Source organism: Pseudomonas sp. YY-1, from assembly GCF_002843095.1.
In the GTDB taxonomy this organism is placed as follows: Bacteria; Pseudomonadota; Gammaproteobacteria; order Pseudomonadales; family Pseudomonadaceae; genus Aquipseudomonas; species Aquipseudomonas sediminis_A.
In genome coordinates this window covers 262,168-284,918 of the sequence record NZ_PJLX01000002.1, presented here as the reverse complement: position 1 = coordinate 284,918, position 22,751 = coordinate 262,168, and the positions used below count along the sequence as shown (strand labels likewise).

20 protein-coding genes are annotated in these 22,751 nt (G+C 63.3%); 14 read left to right on the top strand and 6 right to left on the bottom strand.

The features are described 5' to 3' along the window. The first annotated feature begins 4 nt into the window (after positions 1-4). The gene (locus tag CXP40_RS04030; RefSeq protein ID WP_106732707.1) at positions 5-1,099 is read left to right on the top strand and encodes a calcium/sodium antiporter; all 1,095 of its coding nucleotides are present in this window, start codon (positions 5-7) and stop codon (positions 1,097-1,099) included. A gap of 2 nt (positions 1,100-1,101) precedes the next feature. Beyond that, positions 1,102-1,488, top strand: a complete 387-nt coding sequence (locus CXP40_RS04025; protein WP_099522504.1) for a carboxymuconolactone decarboxylase family protein — start codon at positions 1,102-1,104, stop codon at positions 1,486-1,488. A 57-nt stretch (positions 1,489-1,545) separates the two neighbouring features. On the opposite strand, the gene CXP40_RS04020 is transcribed toward CXP40_RS04025, so the two are convergent. The 3 genes from CXP40_RS04020 to CXP40_RS04010 form a co-directional block, all read right to left on the bottom strand. Next, a complete protein-coding gene (locus CXP40_RS04020; RefSeq protein WP_106732706.1) occupies positions 1,546-2,487 on the bottom strand; it encodes an AEC family transporter in 942 nt (313 codons plus the stop codon). Positions 2,488-2,676: 189 nt separating this feature from the next. Next, positions 2,677-3,237: a response regulator transcription factor gene (locus CXP40_RS04015; protein WP_106732704.1), complete on the bottom strand. Its 561-nt coding sequence runs from the start codon at positions 3,235-3,237 to the stop codon at positions 2,677-2,679. Between the two features lie 15 nt (positions 3,238-3,252). Next, the gene (locus tag CXP40_RS04010) at positions 3,253-4,506 is read right to left on the bottom strand and encodes an ATP-binding protein (protein WP_099522507.1); all 1,254 of its coding nucleotides are present in this window, start codon (positions 4,504-4,506) and stop codon (positions 3,253-3,255) included. A 197-nt stretch (positions 4,507-4,703) separates the two neighbouring features. On the opposite strand from CXP40_RS04010, the gene CXP40_RS04005 reads away from it, so the two are divergent. From CXP40_RS04005 to CXP40_RS03995, 3 genes are all read left to right on the top strand, one after another. After that, positions 4,704-5,417, top strand: a complete 714-nt coding sequence (locus CXP40_RS04005) for an SIMPL domain-containing protein (RefSeq protein WP_106732703.1) — start codon at positions 4,704-4,706, stop codon at positions 5,415-5,417. A gap of 225 nt (positions 5,418-5,642) precedes the next feature. Further along, positions 5,643-7,241 carry an ABC transporter substrate-binding protein gene (locus tag CXP40_RS04000; RefSeq protein ID WP_106732899.1) on the top strand — a complete coding sequence of 533 codons (1,599 nt, stop codon included), beginning with the start codon at positions 5,643-5,645 and terminating at the stop codon, positions 7,239-7,241. A gap of 60 nt (positions 7,242-7,301) precedes the next feature. Continuing rightward, positions 7,302-8,897, top strand: a complete 1,596-nt coding sequence (locus CXP40_RS03995) for an ABC transporter substrate-binding protein (RefSeq protein WP_106732701.1) — start codon at positions 7,302-7,304, stop codon at positions 8,895-8,897. Positions 8,898-8,950: 53 nt separating this feature from the next. Here CXP40_RS03995 and CXP40_RS03990 read toward each other — a convergent pair whose 3' ends face one another. Continuing rightward, positions 8,951-10,180 carry a Xaa-Pro peptidase family protein gene (locus CXP40_RS03990; protein ID WP_106732699.1) on the bottom strand — a complete coding sequence of 410 codons (1,230 nt, stop codon included), beginning with the start codon at positions 10,178-10,180 and terminating at the stop codon, positions 8,951-8,953. 188 nt (positions 10,181-10,368) lie between these two features. Here CXP40_RS03990 and CXP40_RS03985 point away from each other — a divergent pair, with 188 nt between their 5' ends. From CXP40_RS03985 to CXP40_RS03960, 6 genes are all read left to right on the top strand, one after another. After that, positions 10,369-10,935, top strand: coding sequence for a cupin domain-containing protein (locus CXP40_RS03985; protein ID WP_106732698.1), 567 nt, complete (start codon positions 10,369-10,371; stop codon positions 10,933-10,935). Positions 10,936-11,112: 177 nt separating this feature from the next. Then, entirely contained in the window at positions 11,113-12,702 is a 1,590-nt protein-coding gene (locus CXP40_RS03980) for an ABC transporter substrate-binding protein (protein ID WP_371916933.1), read from the top strand. Positions 12,703-12,879: 177 nt separating this feature from the next. Beyond that, positions 12,880-13,890, top strand: coding sequence for an ABC transporter permease subunit (locus CXP40_RS03975; protein ID WP_106732695.1), 1,011 nt, complete (start codon positions 12,880-12,882; stop codon positions 13,888-13,890). A 117-nt stretch (positions 13,891-14,007) separates the two neighbouring features. Then, entirely contained in the window at positions 14,008-14,910 is a 903-nt protein-coding gene (locus CXP40_RS03970) for an ABC transporter permease subunit (RefSeq protein WP_106732694.1), read from the top strand. A 10-nt stretch (positions 14,911-14,920) separates the two neighbouring features. Further along, positions 14,921-15,877 carry an ABC transporter ATP-binding protein gene (locus CXP40_RS03965; protein WP_106732693.1) on the top strand — a complete coding sequence of 319 codons (957 nt, stop codon included), beginning with the start codon at positions 14,921-14,923 and terminating at the stop codon, positions 15,875-15,877. Continuing rightward, positions 15,877-16,848 (top strand): peptide ABC transporter ATP-binding protein, encoded by a 972-nt coding sequence (locus CXP40_RS03960; protein WP_106732691.1) that lies wholly within the window; start codon positions 15,877-15,879, stop codon positions 16,846-16,848. Before CXP40_RS03965 ends, CXP40_RS03960 begins: the two co-directional genes overlap by 1 nt. Before the next feature lie 62 nt (positions 16,849-16,910). Here the strand turns inward: CXP40_RS03960 and CXP40_RS03955 are convergent, their stop codons facing one another. Then, entirely contained in the window at positions 16,911-18,083 is a 1,173-nt protein-coding gene (locus tag CXP40_RS03955; RefSeq protein WP_106732689.1) for an HD-GYP domain-containing protein, read from the bottom strand. 170 nt (positions 18,084-18,253) lie between these two features. Here CXP40_RS03955 and ada point away from each other — a divergent pair, with 170 nt between their 5' ends. After that, on the top strand, positions 18,254-19,276 hold the full coding sequence (gene ada, locus CXP40_RS03950; RefSeq protein WP_106732687.1) for a bifunctional DNA-binding transcriptional regulator/O6-methylguanine-DNA methyltransferase Ada: 1,023 nt from the start codon (positions 18,254-18,256) through the stop codon (positions 19,274-19,276). Positions 19,277-19,358: 82 nt separating this feature from the next. On the opposite strand, the gene CXP40_RS03945 is transcribed toward ada, so the two are convergent. After that, a complete protein-coding gene (locus CXP40_RS03945; protein ID WP_106732685.1) occupies positions 19,359-19,910 on the bottom strand; it encodes a DJ-1 family glyoxalase III in 552 nt (183 codons plus the stop codon). Between the two features lie 199 nt (positions 19,911-20,109). Here CXP40_RS03945 and CXP40_RS03940 point away from each other — a divergent pair, with 199 nt between their 5' ends. Together CXP40_RS03940 and trmA are read left to right on the top strand one after the other, a co-directional pair. Next, entirely contained in the window at positions 20,110-21,402 is a 1,293-nt protein-coding gene (locus CXP40_RS03940) for an NCS2 family permease (protein WP_106732684.1), read from the top strand. Between the two features lie 247 nt (positions 21,403-21,649). Beyond that, positions 21,650-22,738 (top strand): tRNA (uridine(54)-C5)-methyltransferase TrmA, encoded by a 1,089-nt coding sequence (trmA, locus tag CXP40_RS03935; protein WP_106732682.1) that lies wholly within the window; start codon positions 21,650-21,652, stop codon positions 22,736-22,738. The last annotated feature ends 13 nt before the right edge of the window (positions 22,739-22,751 follow it).

Here is a 22,751-nt window from a genome sequence, read left to right as displayed (position 1 = left end):
TGCAATGACCCTGATGACCTATGTCTACCTGATCGCCGGCCTGGTGCTGCTGGTTGCCGGCGCCGAGGTATTGGTACGCGGCGCCGCCAAGCTGGCCGCACAGTTCGGCATTCCGCCACTGGTGATCGGCCTGACCGTGGTGGCCTTCGGCACCAGCGCGCCGGAAACCGCAGTCAGCGTGCAATCGGCCTTCAACGGCAGTGGCGATCTGGCCATCGGCAACGTGATCGGCAGCAATATCGCCAACGTCCTGCTGATTCTCGGTGTGACTGCCCTGGTCGCACCGCTGGTCGTCTCGCGCCAGCTGATCCGCCTCGACGTGCCGATCATGATCGGCGCCAGCCTGGTCACCTTTGGCCTGGCCTGGGACGGCGAACTGAGTCGCCTCGACGGCACCCTGCTGTTCGGTGGCGTGCTGGCCTACACCGGCTTCCTGATCTACAGCGCGCGCAAGGACAAGGGCGGCGACGATGACGAATTCGCCAAGGAATTCGGTCTCGACGAGGCGCCCAAGCCCTACGCCTGGGCGATCAATCTGGGGCTGATCATCGCCGGCCTGGTGCTATTGGTGGCAGGTTCAAACTTCCTGGTCGAAGGCGCAGTGACACTTGCACGAGCACTGGGAATTTCGGAGCTGGTCATCGGTTTGACGGTTGTCGCAGTCGGCACGTCGCTGCCGGAGTTGGCCACTTCGATCCTGGCTGCCATCAAAGGCGAACGCGATATCGCCGTGGGCAATATCGTCGGTAGCAACATCTTCAACCTGCTCTGCGTATTGGGCCTGGCCTCGCTGGTTGCGCCGGCAGCCATTCCGGTAGCCGCTAATGCGCTGGCCTTCGACTTCCCGGTGATGATCGCGGTGGCAGTGGCCTGCCTGCCGATTTTCTTCAGCGGCTACCGCATCAACCGCTGGGAAGGTTTGCTGTTCGTGGGCTACTACGTAGCCTACACCTTCTATCTGGTGATGTTCAGCACGGGCCGACCACTGGCTCAGACCTTCGGTGACGCAATGATCGGCTACGTGCTGCCGCTTACCGCCATCACCCTGGTGATCATCGCCGGGCGCGCCTGGCACAAACAGCGCGGCGAGCAGGTGTGAACATGAGCGAAAACCATGACCGCGGTCTGCAGGTACGTCGTGAAGTGATGGGCGATGCATTCGTCGATCGCGCCCTGAACAATGCCACCGAGCTTACCCAGCCATTGCAGGACTTCGTCAACGAACATGCCTGGGGTGGCGTCTGGACACGCAGCGGCCTGCCGCGCGCGACACGTAGCCTGATCACCCTGGCTGCGCTGACCGCGCTGAAATGCCCGCAGGAACTCAAAGGCCATGTGCGTGGCGCGCTGAACAACGGCTGCACCGTCGAGGAAATTCGCGAAACTCTGCTGCACTGCGCGGTTTACGCTGGCGTTCCAGCCAGCATCGATGCCTTCCGCGCGGCGCAGGAAGTGATCGACGAGTGGCAGAACAACACCAGTTCGTAGGGTGTGCCGTGCGCACGCCATCGGTGCGCACCCCACACTGACTGGCGACCGTTTCCTCTAGATCCAGCCACCCCATTGCAACAGCAACAAACCGATGTTGGTGGCGACCACTGCCGCCAGGGTGGTGATGACGATGATCGCCGCCGCCAGCTCATGGTTGGCGCCCATCGCGCGAGCCATGACGAAGCTGGCCGCCGCCGTGGGGCTGGCGAAATAGAGGAAGAGGATTGCCAGGTCCGCGCCGCGAAAGCCCAACAGCCAGGCGCCAGAGGTACTCAGCAGGGGCAGCCAGACCATTTTCATCATGCCCGAGCCGATCGCGGTGCCGCTGCTGCGATGCAGCGACGCCAGGCTCAGCGTGCCGCCGATACAGATCAGCGCCAGCGGCAAGGTCATCTGCGCGAAGTACTCGGCCGAGGTCAGAAACCACTGCGGTAGCGGGATCTTCCAGTAGGCGATCGGTACGGCCAACAGCACGCCGATGATCATCGGATTGGTCACGATGCTGCGTACGATGGCCTTGGCACCAGGCTTCACGCCTGTGCTGTAGATGGCCAACACGACGGCCGAGAGCGCGTTGTAGCAGAGGATCACCAGCGCCGCGAGCAGTGAGCCGACCGACAGACCGTAGTCGCCATACATGCTGGTGGCCAGCGCCAGACCGACAATGCCGTTGTTACCACGGAAGGCACCCTGGGTGTAGATACCACGGTCCTCGAACGGTACCCGCCAGATCGCCCAGGCCCAGGCAACGAAGAACGAGGCCACGGTAGCCAGGAAAAAGTAGGTCAGCAGTTGCGGCTGCATGGCCGCATCCAGGTCGGCCTTGACTACGCCAAGAAACAGCAGGGTCGGCATGGTGCCGCGAAACACCAGGCTCGAGGCCGTATCGATAAAGGGGGTATCGATCCAGCGTACACGCTTGAGTATCACGCCGAGAAACAGCATGGCGAACACGGGCGCAGTGATGGCGAGGGTTTGTGCTGCGACGGCGAACATATGGCACCAGAGTTGTCTGACGACCTATGTTAGCTGGCTAAGCATTTATCGGCCATGGGCACAGGACACCAATATTCGCTCGCGTAGACCGCTGGGGCATTACATTTCAGCCGCGGTCAGGCCGCTGAGCCAGATGTTTCGCGGCTAAAGCCGCTCTTACAAAAAGCACGCTCGATACGCTGCAGCGCCTCAGCGGCGAACCGGGCGCTTCTGCAATTTGCGCTGCAACGTGCGGCGGTGCATGCCCAGGGCGCGTGCGGTGGCGGAGATGTTGCCCTCGTGCTCGGCCAACACGCGCTGGATGTGCTCCCATTGCAGGCGGTCCACCGACATCGGGTTTTCCGGCACCAGGCTGTCCAGGTCGGCGTGTTCGGAGAGCAGCGCAGTGAGCACATCGTCAGCATCGGCCGGCTTGCACAGGTAGTTGGCCGCACCGCGCTTAATGGCCTCCACCGCGGTGGCGATGCTGGAATAGCCGGTGAGGATCACCACACGCATCTCGGCGTCCAGCTCCAGTAGCTTGGGCAATAGCACCAGGCCGGAGTCGCCTTCCATCTTCAGGTCGACCACGGCGTAATCCGGCAGGTCGTCCTTGGCCAGCGCCAAGCCTTCTTCGGCGCTGGAGGCGGTGGATACGCGCAAACCGCGGCGGCTCATGGCGCGCGCCATCACGCGGGTAAAGGTGGGGTCGTCGTCGACCAGCAGCAAATGGGGATGCTCTTCACCTTCGAACAGGGACTCGTCGCTCATGCTGGGTATTCCTTGTCAGGCCGCGCCATAGGCTCGCGGCAACTTCAATTCGGTGAGGGTGCCGCCTTCTTCATGGTTATACAACTTAACCGTACCACCGGCACGCGTCACACTGGCCTGGCTGAGGAACAGTCCAAGCCCGAAGCCCTTGCCCTTGGTGGTGAAGAAGGGGCGACCAAGCTGCTCGGCGATGGCCAGCGGTACGCCGGCACCATGATCGCGAATGCTCAGACGCAGCCACTGATGATCCCAGTCCAGGCGGATATCGAGCTTGTCTGGGCAAGCATCGGCAGCATTGTTCAGCAGGTTGAGCAGCGCCTGAGTGAGATCGGCCGGTGGCATGATGCGCGGCGGCGTACCACGGCCCAGGCACTGGTAGCGGTAGCTGGCTTCCGGGCGCATCAGGTGCCAGCGATTTAGGGTGGTTTCCAACCATTCGACGCAGGACTGCTCGACCACTGCCTGACGCCGATCATTCTCGGCAGCACGCACCAGCTGCTGCAGGGTGTACTTGCACAACTTGACCTGCTCTTGCAGCAAGGCCAGGTCGTCCTGCAGCGCCGGCTTGTCACGGTATTCCTGGCGCAGCTCCTTGAGCAGCACGCTCATGGTGCCCAGTGGCGTACCCAGCTCATGCGCGGCGCCAGCGGCCTGAGTGGCCACAGCCAGCAGTTGCTGGTCGCGCAGGCTTTCCTCGCGGCGTTCGGCGCGTAGCTCGTCCTGGCGGCGTAGTTCCTCGGCCATCTTGGCCACGAAGAAGGTGATCAACGCAGCAGACAGGGCAAAGCTCAGCCACATGCCATAGACCAGCAGGCTCTCACGCGCCGCCGGCAACTCGAGTGGATGCGTCCACACCAGCAGCAATGTGTAGCCGGCCAGCGCCATACCGGCCAGGACGATGGTGAACATCCACGGAAGCGTTGCGGCGGCAATGGTCAGTGGCACCAAGTAATAGGACACGAAGGGGTTGGTCGAACCGCCCGAGTAATACAGCAGCACGCTGTGGATGATCAGGTCGCAGCCCAGCTGCACGGCGTACTCGACCTCGGTCACAGGCCACGGGCCGCGCAAGCGCAAGGCCGTGCCAAGGCACAACAGCAGAGAAACGCCGAGAGTGACCGACAATTGCAACCAGGGTAGCGGTAGCATGCCCGACTTGTAGGCGAGACCGACCGAGCCCGCCTGAGCTGCCAGCACCAGAATACGGATAAGGGTCAGACGCCAGAGATTCTGGCGACTGGCGGACAATAACTGCACGGGTTCGAGCATGAAGACTCCCTTGACTGGGAGCGAGTATAACCAAGCCCGACGCGGCCTTCCGCCGCTGCGGCAACCGGACGCACACTTCGCCGTAGCCCGCTCGGTGGGCAGGATGAAAAAAAATTGCACGGCATTAACCCGGATCGCGACTCGCCTTCGTCTAACCTCGGGAAACGGCCACAAGGCCATCGAAAAAGGAACCGCACATGCGCACCATGACCCGTATCGCCACCGCCCTCGCCCTCACCGCCGCCAGCCTGGCCAGCACCGGCCTGCTGGCCGCCGAGGCGCGTTACAACCAGATCGCCCTGCGCGCCGAGGTCAATCAGGAAGTGGCGCACGATCTGATGCACGTCACCCTCTATACCGAAGCGCAGCACAACGACCCGGCCAAACTGGCCGCCGAGATCACCACTACCCTCAACAAGACGCTGGAGCAGGTGCGTCAGGTCAAGGGCGTGGCGGTCAAACTCGGCAGCCGCAACAGCTACCCGGTGTATGACGACAAGGGCCAGAAGATCACCGCCTGGCGCGAGCGCGCCGAGGTGCGCCTGGAAAGCGCTGACTTCGCCCGCTTGTCCACCCTCACCGGTGAATTGCTGCAATCGATGAAGATGGCCGGCATGGATTTCAGCATCGCCACCGACACCCGCAAAACCCGTGAAGACGCCATGCTCAAGGACGCCGTGAATGCCTTCAAGGCGCGCGCGCAACTGGCTACCGAAGCGCTGGGCGGCAAGGGCTACAAGCTGGTCAGCCTGAACCTCAACACCGGTGGCTTCCAGCCGCCAATGGCCATGCGCAACTTCGAAGCCAAGGGCATGGCGATGATGGACTCAGCCCCCACACCGCAAATCGAAGCCGGCACCAGCCAGGTCACGGTCAGCGCCGATGGCGTCATCGAAGTGCAGATGCCCTGAACCACGCTCCGCAACAAAGCAGCGCCGTTATCGCCAGATAACGGCGTTTTGCCATCTTTTTTCTGCAACTTTTTCATAAATGCGACAGCAAATTACAGCACTGTAGCGCTAACCATTTTCCACACGGCGCCCCTCTTGCCTCAGGCACAAGGCCTGCATAGTTTCGTTGGTGGTTTCTACAAGAGACTCCTCAAGGACCACAACCACAACAACGATGAGGTCAAGATGCGCAAGAACGCCGTTATCCAGGCTTTAATCACCGCTGGGCTGATCGCCAGCGCCCCCCTCGCCAGCGCCGCCAACCTGGTGTTCTGTTCCGAAGGCAGCCCGGCCGGTTTCGACCCAGGCCTGTACACCACCGGAACCGACTTCGACGCCGCTGCGGAAACCATCTTCAACCGCCTGACCCAGTTCGAGCGCGGCGGCACCAAGGTCGAGCCCGGCCTGGCGCAAAGCTGGGAAGTATCCGACGACGGCCTGATCTACACCTTCAAGCTGCGCCACGGGGTGAAATTCCACACCACCGAGTACTTCAAGCCCAGCCGCGAGTTCAATGCCGACGACGTGCTGTTCACCTTTGGACGCATGCTCGACAAGGACCACCCGTTCCGCAAGGCGTACCCCACCGAGTTTCCCTACTTCACCGACATGGGCATGGACAGCAACATCGCCAAGCTGGAGAAGCTCGATGACATGACCGTGCGCGTCACCCTCAACGAAGTGGACGCCGCCTTCGTGCAGAACCTGGCGATGAGCTTTGCCTCGATCCAGTCCGCCGAGTACGCCGACCAGTTGCTCAAAGCCGGCAAGGCCGCTGACATCAACCAGAAACCCATCGGCACCGGCCCCTTCGTGTTCAGCCGCTACCAGAAGGACGCTGTGATCCGTTACAAGGGTAATCAGGACTACTGGAAGCCCGAGGATGTGAAGGTCGACAACCTGATCTTCGCCATCAATACCGACTCGTCCGTGCGCATGCAGAAACTGCGTGCCGGCGAATGCCATGTCACCCTGTTCCCACGCCCGGCCGACATCGCCTCGCTTCAGCAGGACGCCAAGCTGAAGATGCCCGAGCAGGCCGGCTTCAACGTCGGCTACATCGCCTACAACGTTACCCACCCACCGTTCGACAAACTGGAAGTGCGCCAGGCGCTGGACATGGCGGTGAACAAGCAGGCAATTCTCGACGCCGTTTACCAGAACGCCGGGCAGTTGGCCGTCAACGGTATGCCGCCGACCCAGTGGTCGTATAACGAAGACATCAAGGACCCGGCCTTCGACCCGAAAAAAGCCAAGGAGCTGCTCACAGCTGCAGGCGTCAAGGAAGGCACCGAGATCACCTTGTGGGCCATGCCGGTACAGCGCCCGTACAACCCCAACGCCAAGCAGATCGCCGAGATCCTGCAGGCCGACTGGGCCAAGATCGGCATCAAGGCACGCATCGTCACCTACGAGTGGGGCGAATACCTCAAGCGCGCCAAGGCCGGCGAGCACGACGCCATGCTGATCGGCTGGAGCGGCGACAACGGTGATCCCGACAACTGGCTCGGCACCCTTTATGGCTGCGACGCGGTCGACGGCAACAACTTCTCCAAATGGTGCTTCGAGGACTACGACAAGCTGGTCAAGGCCGCCAAACGCACCACCGACGTAGCCGAACGCACCGAGCTGTACAAACAGGCGCAGGTGATCCTCAAGCGCGAGGTGCCGATCACTCCGCTGGCCCACTCCACCGTGTACCAGCCGATGCGCAAGGAAGTGCAGGACTTCCGTATCAGCCCGTTCGGCATCAACTCGTTCTATGGTGTAGGTATCGGCAAGTAACAATCTGCATCGGCGCCCTTGAAGGGGCGCCGATTGCAGGACGTTCAACCAGGAGCCAGCATGCCTACCTTTCCCCTTCTGCGCGGCAGTTTGCTGTTTGCCGCGCTGCTTGCCGCGCAGGCCCAGGCGGCCAACCTGGTGGTCTGCAGCGAAGCCAGCCCGGAAGGGTTCGACATCGTTCAATACACCGCAGCCACCACCGCCGATGCAACGGCGGAAACCCTGTTCGAACGCTTGGTGGACTTCGCCCCCGGCAGCACCGAAATCGTCCCGGCATTGGCAGAAAGCTGGGAAATAGCCGATGACGGTCTGAGCTACACCTTCACCCTGCGCCAGGGAGTGAAATTCCATGCCAACCAGGGCTTCAGCCCGACTCGCGAACTCAATGCCGATGACGTGCTATGGAGTTTCCAGCGCCAGCTCGACCCGGCACATCCCTGGCACAAGCTGTCGCTGCGTGGTTTTCCCTATGCCGAGGCCATGGGCCTGGCGCAGTTGATCGAGCGTATCGACAAGCTCGACGAGCATCGCGTGCGCTTCGTTCTCAAACACCCGGAAGCGCCCTTCCTGGCCAACCTGGCCATGGGCTTCGCCTCGATCTATTCGGCCGAGTATGCCGAGCACCTGCTCGCAACGAACACCTCCGAACGCCTGAACAATGCCCCGATTGGCACCGGGCCTTTCGTGTTCGAGCGCTATGCCAAGGACGCCCAGGTACGCTTTCGCGGCAACCCGGATTACTGGAATGGCGCACCGCAGGTCGAGCGCCTGATACTGGCCATCACCCCCGATCCCAACGTGCGCCAGCAAAGGCTCAAGGCCGGCGACTGCCAGATCACCCTGTTCCCACGCCCAGTCGACATCCCGGCCATGAAGGCCGACCCGAAACTGCAAGTGCTGGAGCTGGATTCTCTGCTCACCGCCTATATCGGCATCAATACCCGTCATCCGCCGCTGGACGACGTGCGCGTGCGCCAGGCACTGAACCTGGCCTTCGACAAGGCCGCCTACATTCGCGCGCAGTATGGCGAAGGCAATGCCACGCCGGCCGTGGCGCCCTACCCGGCTACCCTGTGGGACCACGACGACACCCTGCAGGACTGGCCGCACGATCCCGAACGCGCCCGCCAGTTGCTGGCCGAGGCCGGTCATGCTGACGGCTTCGCCCTGTCGATCTGGACCCGCCCCGGTGGCGGGCCAACCAACCCCAACCCCGGTATCGGCGCACAGATGCTGCAGGCCGACCTCGCCGCCATCGGCATTCGCAGCGATATTCGCGTGTTCGAGTGGGGCGAGCTGATCAAGCGCGCCAAGAACGGTGAGCACGACCTGGTATTCATGGGCTGGGCCGGTGACAACGGTGACCCGGACAACTTCCTCACCCCCAACCTGTCCTGCGCCGCGGCCGAGAGCGGCGAGAACCAGGCCGGGTGGTGCGACAAGACCTTCGATGCCCTGATCACCCAGGCACGCCGCGAACCCGAGCAGAGCAAACGCGCCGCGCTGTATCGCCAGGCCCTGACGATCTTCCATGAGCAAGCGCCGTGGATCGCCCTGGCCCATCCGAAACAGTTCGCAGCGTTGCGCAAGGGCGTCGAAGGCTTCGTACTCAGCCCGATGGGCTCGAACAACTTTTCCAAGGTGAGCGTGCCATGAGCAGCCATGGCTCGAACCTGATGAAAGCGTCTACGAACCCGACGTAGGCGTGGTTAAGCGCCCAGGCCGAAGGGGTCGTCCACCGAATGACTGGGCTGGGTAAACCAGCGCGGGCCGTCGGCGGTCATGTAGAAGTGATCTTCGAGGCGGATGCCGAACTCGCCCGGTACGCAGATCATCGGCTCGTTGCTGAAGCACATGCCCTCTGCCAACGGGGTGTCATCGCCGCCAACCAGGTACGGCCCTTCGTGAATGTCCAGGCCGATGCCGTGCCCCGTACGGTGCGGCAAACCTGGCAAGTTGTAGCCAGGCCCAAACCCTGCCGCCTCCAGGCTATACCGGGCCGCCGCGTCCACCGACGAACAGGGCGCGCCGAGCACGGCGGCTTCGAAGGCAGCTTGCTGAGCGGCTTTCTCCTTCTCCCAGAATTCGCGCTGACGCGCGCTGGGCGTGCCGAAAACGTAGCTGCGGGTGATGTCCGACAGATAACCATGAACCTTGCAGCCGGTGTCGATCAGTACCATGTCGCCGTCCTTGAGCCGCTGCGCGTGCTTGACCCCATGCGGAAAGGCACTGGCGGCACCGAACAGTACGATGCAGAAGGTCGAGCCGGGTGTTCCGACGCGGCGGTGCGCCTGATGGATGAACTCGGCAACTTCAGTGGTGCTAATACCTTCATGGAGGATGCTCGCAGCCGCCTTGTGCACTTCCAGGGTCATGTCCTTGGCACGCTGCATCAGGGCGATTTCGGCTGGCGATTTGGCTTGGCGACAGACCGTGGTGACGCTGCCGGCATCGACGAAGCGATAACCGGTGGTCAGCTGGCGAATGCCTTCAAACATGAAAAAAGGCAAAGAAGAACAAAGACCTACCTTCGGCTGCGCACCATCTTTGGGCAATTCCAGCAGACGTTTCAGGCAGTTCAGAAACAGTGCATAGGGGCTTTCGTGCTCTTGCCAGGTATTGATCACGCCAGGCACGACCTGAAAGTCGCGCACAGTGCCCTCCTCGAACGCCGGCGCCAGATACTCCAGCGCACCGCTGGCCGGCAGAATCGCCCCGACCATGCGCTCGCTGGGATGCCACTGCACGCCGGTGAAGTACTGCAGGTTGCTGCCGGCAGCCAGAAACAGCACGGCGATGTCCTGCTCGCGCATCAGCGCCTGAGCGCGGGTGATGCGCGCCTGGTATTGCGCCTCAGTGATCGGCTCCGCGCCGGCCATCATGTTCTGCAGGCGCGCCAAGGCCTGCTCCGGCGTGCTGCCGCCCACTCCCAGTGTCATCTGCACATCCTCGTCTGGCGCCCACGACGACCATCGTCACCGGGCAATTCGATTGCGGCAAAATTTAAGTGCAACTTAAATTTTGGTCAAAACTTTTTTCAGTTGGACTTAAAAAGCTCGCCCGCACCGGGCTGAAGTCCCTGCACCTCATGGGTATACTGCGCGGACCCGAACAGCGAGCCACCTCCATGACCGCAGATCGCATTGGCGAACGCTTGCGCCGCTACCGGCGCGCCGCCGGCAAGACCCTCAATCAGGTAGCGGCAGACGCCGGTCTGACCGCCAGCTTCCTGTCCCAGGCAGAGCGCAACCTGACTGGCGTATCGCTGTCGTCACTGGCGAGCATCGCCAAGTCACTGGATGTACCGCTCAACGTGTTGTTCGACCAACCCGCTCAGGCGCAGCCGGATTCCCACGTCAACGAGCGGGTGCGCTACACCGTAGGCGGCCAGTTGCTGGCTTACGAGCGCCTGTCCAGTTCATTTCCCGGCAACTCGATCAACGCGGTAAAAATGAACATTCCAGTGGGCTATCAGTCGGAACTGATCGCGCACGAAGGCGTGGAATTCTCCTACGTACTCAGCGGGCAGATCGTCTACACCATCGAGGGTCGCGACTATCCCCTTGGCCCCGGCGACTCGGTGCATTTCGATGCCGGCAAGCTGCATCGCCTGGCCAATAACGCCGATGCACCGGCCGAAGTTCTGACCATGACCACCATGGCGCTTTTCGGCGATCATCCCGCCAGCGAGTGATTTTGCGCCCCAATTCAGGGCGAATATGCGCAATGTTAGTGCTGCTTAATTTTTGTTGACCGCAATTTCAGCATGACTTAATTTCGAGCCCGACCCGGTGGGCTACCCGCCTTCACCGCATTCCGAGCTCGCGCCATACCCAGGCGCGAACAAAAAGAAAAAGAGGTTCGCATGCGTATGTCCCCCCTGTGCAAGGCACTGCTCACCGCAGGCCTGCTCACCAGTGCTTCGTTCGCCCACGCCAACAACCTGGTGTATTGCTCCGAAGGCAGCCCGGGTGGTTTCGACCCCGGCCAGTACACCACCGGCACCGACTTCGATGCAGCCTCGGAAACCATCTTCAACCGCCTTGCCGAATTCGAGCGCGGCGGCACCAAGGCACAACCGTCGCTGGCCAGCTCCTGGGACATCAGCGAAGACGGCCTGGCCTACACCTTCCACTTGCGCGAAGGGGTCAAGTTCCACAGCACCGACTACTTCAAGCCGACTCGCGACTTCAACGCCGACGATGTGCTGTTCACTTACCAGCGCATGCTCGATCGCAACCATCCGTTCCGCCAGGCCTACCCCAGCGAGTTTCCCTACTTCACGGACATGGGCCTGGACAAGAACATCGCCAAGATCGAGAAGACCGACGACATGACCGTGGTCTTCACCCTCAACGCCGTTGACGCCGCCTTCGTGCAGAACCTGGCGATGAGCTTTGCCGCGATACACTCGGCCGAATACGCCGACCAGTTGCTCAAGGCCGGCAAGGCCGCCGAGATCAACCAGAAGCCCATCGGCACCGGGCCGTTCGTGTTCAGCCGCTATCAAAAGGACGCGGTGATCCGCTTCAAGGGCAACACTCGATACTGGGCCCCGGAGCAAGTGAAGATCGACAACCTGATCTTCTCCATCAACACCGACGCTTCGGTACGCGCGCAGAAGCTGCGCGCCGGTGAATGCCACGTCACCCTCAACCCGCGCCCTGCCGACCTGCAGAGCCTGCAGGCCGACAAGAATCTCAATGTACCGACCGAGCCTGGTTACAACGTCGGCTACATCGCCTACAACGTCACCCGCGCGCCGTTCGACAAGCGCGAAGTACGTCAGGCGCTGGACATGGCGGTGAACAAGGCCGCGATCATCGACGCGGTGTACCAAGGCGCTGGTCAGTTGGCTGTGAACGGCATGCCGCCGACCCAATGGTCCTATGACGAGTCGATCAAGGATGCTGCCTACGACCCGGAGAAAGCCAAGGAACTGCTCAAGGCTGCCGGCGTCAAGGAAGGCACCGAGATCACCCTGTGGGCCATGCCCGTGCAGCGCCCCTACAACCCGAACGCACGGCTGATGGCCGAAATGCTGCAAAACGACTGGGCCAAGGTCGGCATCAAGGCGCGTATCGTCAGTTACGAGTGGGGCGAATACATCAAGCGTGCCCATGCCGGCGAGCACGACGCCATGCTGATCGGCTGGACCGGCGACAACGGTGACCCGGACAACTGGCTCGGCACCCTGTACGGCTGCGCCTCGGTAGACGGCAACAACTTCTCCAAGTGGTGCGACAGCGAATACGACAAGCTGGTGGTCGCCGCCAAGCGCGTGACCGATCAGGAACAACGCAGCGAGCTGTATCGTCAGGCCCAGGTCGTACTCAAGCGCGAAGTGCCAATCACGCCGATCGCTCATTCCACGGTCTACCAACCGATGCGCAGCAGCGTCAAAGGCTTCCAGATCAGCCCCTTCGGCCGCAACAGCTTCATCGGTGTCAGCAACGACTGATAGCCCTTTGCGCGATCGCCGCTGCGCCGACTGCCGTTACGCGACCGCCCTCGAACGACGCCCCAGGCAAATGCCCGGGGCACGTCGTGGTCGAACAGCTAACCTGCAACATGTGCGAAGGAATCGCCAGAATTCCGGGCTGCTCGATACCGTTCTGATTAGGAGTTACCCACCGCCATGCTGAGCTTCATTGCACGCCGCTTGGGCTTGCTGATCCCTACCTTCTTCGGCGTCACCCTGCTGACCTTCGCACTGATCCGCCTGATCCCCGGTGACCCGGTGGAAGTGATGATGGGCGAACGCCGCGTCGACCCGGAAATGCACGCCCAGGCCATGGAGCGTCTGGGGCTGAACAAGCCTCTGTACCAGCAGTACTTCGACTACATCGGCCAACTCGCCAGCGGCAACCTGGGCGAGTCGCTGCGCTCGCGTGAAAGCGTGTGGAAAGAGTTTCTCACCCTGTTTCCCGCCACCGTCGAACTGGCCCTGGCCGCCTTGCTGTTCGCCGGCACCCTGGGCTTGATCGCCGGGGTGGTCGCCGCACTCAAGCGCGGCACAGCGCTGGATCACGGCGTGATGAGCATTGCCCTGACCGGCTACTCCATGCCGATCTTCTGGTGGGGTCTGCTGCTGATCATGTTCTTCTCGGTGGGCCTGGGCTGGACACCAGTTTCAGGACGTATCGATCTGCTCTACGACATCCCGCCGGTCACCGGCTTCATGCTGATCGACACACTGCTTTCCGACGAGCCAGGCGCCTTCGTCGACGCCCTGCGCCACCTGATCCTGCCGGCCATCGTGCTCGGCACCATCCCACTGGCGGTGATCGCGCGGATGACCCGCTCGGCCATGCTCGAAGTGCTGCGCGAGGACTACATCCGCACCGCGCGGGCCAAAGGCCTGTCGCCGACGCGCGTGGTCTTCGTGCATGGCCTGCGCAATGCCTTGATCCCGGTGCTGACCGTGTTCGGCCTGCAGGTCGGCACCCTGCTGGCCGGTGCCGTGCTGACCGAAACCATCTTCTCCTGGCCGGGCATCGGCAAATGGTTGATCGAGGCCATCGGTGCCCGCGACTACCCGGTAGTGCAAAACGGCATTCTGCTGATCGCCTGCCTGGTGATCCTGGTCAACTTCACCGTGGACATCCTCTATGGCCTGGCCAATCCACGTATTCGCCATCAGAAGTAAGGAAGGCGCCATGCATAGCCACATCATTTGCGTAGGGTGGATGACGCGCTTTTCATCCACCGTGAAAACACGTCGGTGGATGGGTGAAGCGTCGTCCACCCTACAAGAGGTGCGCCCATGACCACCTCCACCCCACTCGACCAGAGCCTGCTCTACCCCTCGCCGCTGAAAGAGTTCTGGCAAGCCTTCGCCCACAACACCGGCGCCCTCGGCGGCCTGGCGTTCATGATCCTGCTGGTGTTCTGCGCACTGTTCGCCCCCTGGGTCGCACCGCACGATCCCAGCGAGCAGTACCGCGACTTCCTGCTCACCCCGCCGGTGTGGCTGGAAGGCGGCCAATGGCAGTTCCTGCTCGGCACCGACGAACTGGGCCGCGACCTGCTCTCGCGCCTGATCCACGGTGCACGTCTGTCGCTGCTGATCGGCCTGGCATCGGTGCTGCTGTCGCTGATTCCCGGCATCCTGCTGGGCCTGGTCGCTGGCTTTTTCCCGCGTCTGCTCGGCCCCGGCATCATGCGTCTGATGGACATCATGCTGGCGTTGCCCTCGCTGCTGCTGGCGGTGGCCATCGTCGCCATCCTCGGCCCAGGGCTGATCAACACCATCTTCGCCATCGCCATCGTCTCGCTGCCTTCCTATGTGCGCCTGACTCGCGCGGCCGTGATGGGTGAACTGAACCGAGACTACGTCACCGCTGCGCAGCTGGCCGGCGCCAACCTGCCACGGCTGATGTTCGTCACCGTGCTGCCCAACTGCATGGCGCCGTTGATCGTGCAGGCCACCCTGAGCTTTTCCTCGGCGATTCTCGACGCGGCCGCACTGGGCTTTCTCGGCCTCGGCGTGCAACCGCCGACGCCCGAGTGGGGCACCATGCTGGCCTCGGCGCGCGACTACATCGAGCGCGCCTGGTGGGTGGTGAGCCTGCCCGGCCTGGCGATTCTGCTCAGCGTGCTGGCGATTAACCTGATGGGCGACGGCCTGCGCGATGCGCTCGACCCGAAATTGAAGAATGCGCAGTGAGGAATCCGGAATGAGCCTGCTGAATATCCGCAATCTCTCCGTACGCTTCGGCCCCGCCATGCCGGTGGTCGATGGCCTCGACCTCAGCGTCGAGCAGGGCGAAGTGCTGGCCATCGTCGGTGAATCGGGTTCCGGCAAGTCCGTGACCATGATGGCACTGATGGGCCTGATCGACGCCCCCGGCATCGTCCAGGCCGACTGCCTGCAGTTCGACGGCACCGACATGCTGCGCCTCAAAGGCCGCCAACGCCGGCACATCGTCGGCAAGGACCTGGCCATGGTGTTCCAGGACCCGATGACCGCGCTCAACCCCAGCTATACCGTGGGTTTCCAGATCGAGGAAGTGCTGCAGCAGCACCTCGGTCTGAAAGGCAAGGCGGCGCGGGCCCGCGCCCTCGAACTGCTGGAACGGGTGGAAATCCCTGGTGCCGCCAGTCGCCTCGACGCCTATCCGCATCAGCTGTCCGGGGGCATGAGCCAGCGAGTGGCGATCGCCATGGCGATTGCCGCCGAGCCCAAGCTGCTGATCGCCGACGAACCGACCACGGCGCTGGATGTGACCATTCAGGCGCAGATCATGGAATTGCTGCTCGACCTGCAGCGCGATCAGGGCATGGCTCTGGTGCTGATCACTCACGATCTGGCCGTGGTCGCCGAAACCGCCCAGCGCGTCTGCGTGATGTACGCCGGGCAAGCGGTGGAGCTGGGTCAGGTGCCGGCGCTGTTCGACGCGCCCAGCCATCCCTATACCGAAGCCTTGCTCAAGGCCATCCCCGAGCACAGCGCCGGTGCCAGCCGCCTGGCCACCCTGCCCGGCATCGTGCCCGGCCGCTATGACCGCCCGCTGGGCTGCCTGCTTTCACCCCGCTGCCCCTACGTGCAGGAGCGCTGCCACCAGCAACGCCCAGCCCTGGAACCACATGACCGTGGCGCCGCGCGCTGCTTCTTCCCGCTGGAGGTGGCCTGATGAGTACCGTACTCGAAGCCCGTGACCTGACCCGTCACTACAGTGTCTCGCGCGGCCTGTTCAAGCCGGCGGCCACGGTCCAGGCGCTCAATGGCGTGTCCTTCAGTCTGCAGTCCGGCAGGACCCTGGCCGTGGTCGGCGAGTCCGGCTGCGGCAAATCCACCCTGGCCCGCGCCCTGACTCTGATCGAAACACCCAGTTCCGGTAGCCTGCAGATCGCCGGGCACGAAGTGGCCGGCGCCAGCCATGCCGAGCGCAAGCAACTGCGCCGCGATGTGCAGATGGTGTTCCAGAACCCCTACGCCTCACTCAACCCGCGGCAGAAGATCGGTGATCAGTTGGCCGAACCGCTGCTGATCAACACCCGCCTGTCGCGCGCCGAACGCCGCGAGAAAGTGCAAGCGATGATGCAGCAGGTGGGCCTGCGCCCCGAGCATTATCAGCGCTACCCGCACATGTTCTCCGGCGGCCAGCGCCAGCGCATCGCCCTGGCCCGCGCCATGATGCTGCAGCCGCAGGTACTGGTAGCGGACGAACCGACCTCGGCGCTGGACGTGTCGATCCAGGCCCAGGTGCTGAACCTGTTCATGGACCTGCAGGAGCAGTACCAGACCGGCTACGTGTTCATCTCGCACAACCTCTCGGTGGTGCGCCATGTCGCCGACGACGTGCTGGTGATGTACCTAGGCCGTCCGGTGGAAATGGGCCCGGCCGAGGCGCTCTACACCCGCCCGCTGCACCCCTACACCCGCGCCCTGCTGTCGGCGACGCCGGCGATTCATCCCGATCCGGACAAGCCGCGGATGAAGATCAGCGGCGAGTTACCCAATCCACTGAATCCACCCTCCGGCTGTGCCTTCCACAAGCGCTGCCCGCATGCCGACGAGCGCTGCCGTGGCGAGCGCCCGGAGCTGCGCCTGATCGATGCACGGCAGGTGGCCTGCCATCATGTGGAGCGGATCGTCGACTAGCTCACGGCAAAGGCAGCGGCGCTGCGTAGAGCGTCGCGGCGCTGCCTAGGCTGACGACGCGCCTATGCCGTTGGTGGCAGGGTCAGCTCGATGCTTTCGGCCAGCGAGTCCTCCAGCCGCTGCAACTCGACGCCGACCGCAGCAGCGTCGTCGGCCAGGGTTTCGGCGATATGCAGAAACTCCGTCGTGGCTTCGACGAAAGCCAACACCACCATGGGATCGAAGCGTGTGCCGCTGGCCGCGCTGATCTGCGCCACCGCCTGCGCCGGGCTGATCGGCGGCAGGTAAGGATGTCGGCAGCTCAGTTCTTCGAAGTGCCCCACCAGCGCCATCAGACGCGCCGACAGCGGAATCTGCTCGCCGAACAACCCCTGCGGATAGCCTTTGCCGTCCCAGCGCTCATGCTGGCCGTAGACGATGTCTTTGGCATCGGAGAGAAAGTCGGTGATGCTGCCCAGTTTGCGCTCGGCGCGTTCGAGCGCATCACGTCCGGCGATCACGCCCTCGCTCAGCAGGCGCAGATCATTTTCATCCGGCTCACCATGGCTGAGCAGCACACGATCCGGCAGGGTCAACCGGTCGATCACGTGCAGCATGGCCGACTTGCCCAACTGAGCGATGCGCTCTTCGTTCAGAGACTCGGACAACGCCGGCTGCTGCCGCGCCAGTGCAGCGGTCAGGCAGGTCATGTAGCGCTCGATACGCTCCAGGCGACGGCTGCTCGGGTTGTCACGCATGACGGCAACGCTGGCCATGGCCTCGATGGTGACGTCCTGCAAGCGCTGGATATCGCGCGTACGGTGCTTGACCTCAAGTTCCAGGTATTCGCTCTTGTCGCGCAGATGATCGGTGGCAGCCTTGAGTTGCAATTGTGCCCGCACGCGGGAGAGCACGATGGGCGGGCTAACTGGTTTGGTGATGTAGTCGGCGGCGCCGAGGTCGAAGCCCAACTGCTCGTCAGCCGGATCGCTGCGACCAGTGACCAGGATCAACGGGATATGTCGGGTCTGCGGATCGGTCCTGAAGCGACGGCACAGCGCGTAGTCATCCTGCCAGTCGAGCAGAATCAGGTCCGGTTGCGGTCGCGATCTGGCAGCGTGCAGCGCTTCCTCACTGCCGACCAGGCGCACCTGGTAGCGGTCGACCAATAGCGCACCCAAACGCTGGCGCGCGTCCACCGCATCGTCCACCACCAGAATCAGTTCCTGCTCCGGCCTATCGAGCATCCCGCGCATGGCGACCTCCACTGGCACCTGCCTAGTCATCATTAAAGGCGCTGGGCTGTATTTGCGCTCAGGCCGACATACAAATGACCTCGGCAGCGGTTTGAAAGTGCAATGCGGATTGGCAGCGCAACGCGAGCAGCCGACAATCGTCAGCAAACCGTGACCAGAAGGGCTGCGCCATGCTCGACCCGGAACGCTGTTGGCAGGCCGTTTGCGAACGTGATGGGGCGTTCGACGGACGCTTCGTTTTCACGGTACGCAGCACCGGCATCTATTGTCGGCCGAACTGCCCTGCGCGGCGGCCACGGCGCGACAATGTCAGTTTCCATGTCGATGCAGCCAGTGCCGAGGCCGCTGGCTTTCGCCCGTGCAAGCGCTGCTCGCCACGGGGGCAAAGCCCGGCGCAGCAGCTCGACGCACTGGTTGCGGCCGCCTGTGATCTTCTGCGCGGTGAACAGCGTCTGACGCTGCCGCAACTGGCAGCCCGCATCGGCTTGTCGCCGTCACACCTGGCCCGTGCGTTCAAGGCGCGCACCGGCATGACGCCCAATGCCTGGGCGTCGGCGCAACGCCGTCAACGCCTGGATGCCCAGTTACCACTGGCAGATAACGTGCTTGAGGCGGCCCTGGCCGCTGGCTACTCCGGCACCCGCGCGCTGTATGAAAAGCCCCAGGCCATGAGCCCGGCGCAGCGCCGCCAACGTGGTGCGGGCGAACGACTGCGCTACAGCATCGCCCCCTGCCCGCTCGGCCAGGTGCTGCTGGCAACCAGTGACAAGGGCGTTTGTGCATTGCTATTCGGCGACGAGCCGACTGCCCTGCGTGACGAGTTGCAACAACGCTTCGCCGCCGCCCAGCTAGAAGAAGATGAACAAGGTCTGCGCAACTGGCTGCAGCAAGTGTTGGCGCAATTACAGGAGCCGGAGCGCGCCGCCCATCTGCCCTTGGATATTCGCGGCACGGCCTTTCAGCAACGCGTCTGGCAGGCGCTGCAGCATATTCCCAGCGGCGAAACCCGCAGCTACGCCGACCTGGCCGGACAGCTGCACAGTCATCCACGGGCGATTGCCCGCGCCTGTGCCAGCAACGCCATAGGCCTGTTGCTACCCTGCCATCGCGTCGTGGCCAGCGATGGCAGCCTCAGCGGCTATCGCTGGGGGTTGCAACGCAAACGGCGGTTGCTGGAGCAGGAGCAGTCGTAGCGCTGTCGGTGCGCGCGGCGCACCCTACGCTTTGCTGCGCTGCGCGCTGACACCCGTAGCGCACCAGCCCTCTCACCGGCCTCTAGGCCAGCATCGCCTTGGCTACCTCGCTGCGCGTGCCGCGCCCGACCAGTTGCTCCACCAGGGTCAGGGCAAAGGCCAGTGCCGTTCCCGGGCCCTGGCTGGTGATGCAGTTGCCATCGACCACCACCGCCTCGTCGACGAAGGTGCAGCCACTCAGCCGATCACTGAACGCCGGATAGCAGGTCATCCGTCGCTGCCTGAGCACCCCGTACTGCTGCAGGGCCAATGCAGGCGCGGCGCAGATCGCGGCAAACAGCTCGCCTGCCTTGGCCTGCTTGCGCACACGTTCGGCCAACGGCTCGAACTCGGCCAGACGCTGCGCACCAGGCATCCCGCCGGGCAGGACGATCAGGTCGAAATCCTGCGCCAGCACGTCCACCAACATGGCATCAGCGGTCAGCCGGGTACCGCGGGCGCAGGTGATCATCCTGCGCTCTTCGATACTCGCCACCAGCACCTCGACATCGGCGCGGCGCAGCACATCAATCAGGGTCACGCATTCAAGATCTTCGACACCATCAGCAACTGCAATCAGTGCTCGCTTGCTCATCTCACTACTCCTTCAGACAGAAAATGAAACTGTCCACCTGGTCATAAAAGGACACAACAGACCTTGAATTCACCCGGCAAAACCTTGCTGTTATGATGCGCGGCTTTTGCGAAATCGAGCAATTTTCCGGCCTGCACGGACGGATGTGCTTTGCTTTGTGCAGACCAATTCAGGCGCGTTTGCGCCTCGGGGAGCCACCATGCTGGAAAGACTGTTCCAACTCAAAGCCCACAACACCACGGTGCGCACCGAGGTACTGGCCGGGATCACCACCTTCCTGACCATGGCCTACATTCTCTTCGTCAACCCGGAAATGCTCGCCAAGACCGGCATGGACCACGGCGCGGTATTCGTCGCCACCTGCCTGGCTGGCGCCATCGGCTCGCTGATCATGGGCCTGCTGGCCAACTACCCGATCGCCCTGGCGCCCGGCATGGGCCTCAACGCCTTCTTCACCTACACCGTGGTGATGACCATGGGCTACAGCTGGCAGACCGCTCTGGGCGCGGTGTTCCTCTCCGGCGCAATCTTCTTCCTGCTGTCGATCTTCAAGATCCGCGAGTGGATCATCAACAGCATCCCGCTGGCGCTGCGTGCCGGTATCGCCGCCGGTATCGGCCTGTTCCTGGCGATCATCGCACTGAAGAACGCTGGCATCGTGGTCGATCACCCGGCCACCCTGGTCGGCCTCGGCGATATGAGCAACGGCGGCGCGCTGCTGGCCTGCCTGGGCTTCTTCGTCATCGCCGCACTGGCCTATCGCAAGGTCACCGGCGCAGTGATGATCGGCATCCTGCTGGTCACCGGCCTGTCCATTGCCCTCGGCCTGTCCGAGCTGCAAGGCGTGATGTCGATGCCACCGTCGCTGATGCCTACCCTGCTGCAGCTGGACATTGCCGGCGCGCTGGATATCGGTTTGATCAGCGTGATCTTCGCCTTCCTCTTCGTCGACCTGTTCGACACCTCCGGCACCCTGGTCGGCGTGGCGCAAAAAGCCGACCTGCTGGACAAGGACGGCAAGATGCCACGCCTAGGCCGCGCCCTGCTGGCCGACAGCACCGCGACCATGGCCGGCGCCGCGCTGGGCACCAGCACCACCACCAGCTACATCGAATCCGCTGCTGGCATCAGTGCCGGTGGGCGTACCGGCCTGACTGCCTGCGTGGTCGCCGCACTGTTCCTCCTGGCCCTGTTCTTCGCCCCGCTGGCTGGCGCCGTTCCGGCCTATGCCACCGCGCCTGCGCTGCTGTTCGTCGCGGTACTGATGATGAGCAGCCTGGCGCAGATCGACTGGGACGACCTGACTGTCGCCGCCCCGGTGGTGGTCGCCGCCCTGGCCATGCCGCTGACCTTCTCCATCGCCAACGGCATCGCGTTCGGTTTCATCGCCTGGACCGCGGTCAAGGTACTGGCCGGCCGCTGGCGCGAACTGAACCCGGCGATGTGGGTGCTCTCGGCCCTGTTCGTGGTCAAGCTGGCCTACTTCGCCTGATCAGCCGATAACGGCGTACTGCTTCGCGAGTACGCCCTACGCCGCCCCCGGACAACCTGCGTAGGGTGGGCCGGGCGACGTTCCGCTTCAGCCTACCATCGGCCTCGTCATGATCGTTCCCACGCTCCACGTGGGAACGCCTCCTCGGGACGCTCCGCGTCCAGCGCCACCAATGATCGACGACAACGGCACATCGGCAACGGAGTCGCTACAATGGCGCCCCGTTTTCCTGCCCCATGAGTGACCGATGAGCCGCCCCGCATTCGACCCTGCCACCTACGACGCCCAACTCGCCGAGAAGAAGGCCCGCCTGGTCGAACTGCTGGCGCCCTTCGGCGCGCCGGAGCCTGCGGTGTTCGATTCGCCGCGCGAGCACTACCGCATGCGCGCCGAATTTCGCCTGTGGCGTGAAGACGGCCAGCGCCACTACGCGATGTTCGCGCCGGGCGACAAGCATACGCCGATCCTGCTCGACGACTTCCCCATTGCCAGCCTGCGCATCAACGAGTTGATGCCGCGCCTGCGCGCTGCCTGGCAGGCCAGCGAAGCCTTGTCGTTCAAACTGTTCCAGGTGGAATTTCTCACCACCCTGGCCGGTGATGCACTGATCACCCTGGCCTACCACCGCCCGCTGGACGACGTCTGGCAAGCTGAGGCGGAAAAGCTGGCCGCCGCGCTGAACGTCAGCCTGGTCGGCCGCTCCCGCGGTCAGCGCCTGGTGATCGGTCGCGACTATGTGGAAGAAGAACTGACCGTAGCCGGGCGCAGCTTCCGTTATCGCCAACCGGAAGGCGCCTTCACCCAGCCCAACGGCAAGGTCTGCGAGAAGATGCTGAACTGGGCCCATGACGCCCTCGGCCAGCGCGACGACGACCTGCTGGAGTTGTACTGCGGCAACGGCAACTTCACCCTGCCGCTGGCCACCCGCGTGCGCAAGGCCCTGGCGACCGAGATCAGCAAGACCTCGGTGAACGCCGCCCTGGCCAACCTGGCTGACAACGGCATGAACAACGTCGAGCTGGTGCGCCTGTCCGCCGAAGAGCTGACCCAGGCGCTGAACGAGGTGCGCCCGTTCCGCCGCCTGGCCGGTATCGATCTCAAGAGCTATGAGTTCGGCAGTGTCTTCGTCGACCCACCGCGCGCCGGCATGGACCCGGACACCTGCGAGCTGACTCGCCGCTTCGAGCGCATCCTGTACATCTCCTGCAACCCGGAGACCCTGGCCGCCAACATCGCCCAGTTGAGCGACACTCACAAGGTGACGCGCAGCGCACTGTTCGACCAGTTCCCCTACACCCACCATATGGAAGCCGGTGTGCTGTTGGAACGACGATAAGTCGTTTTCGCCC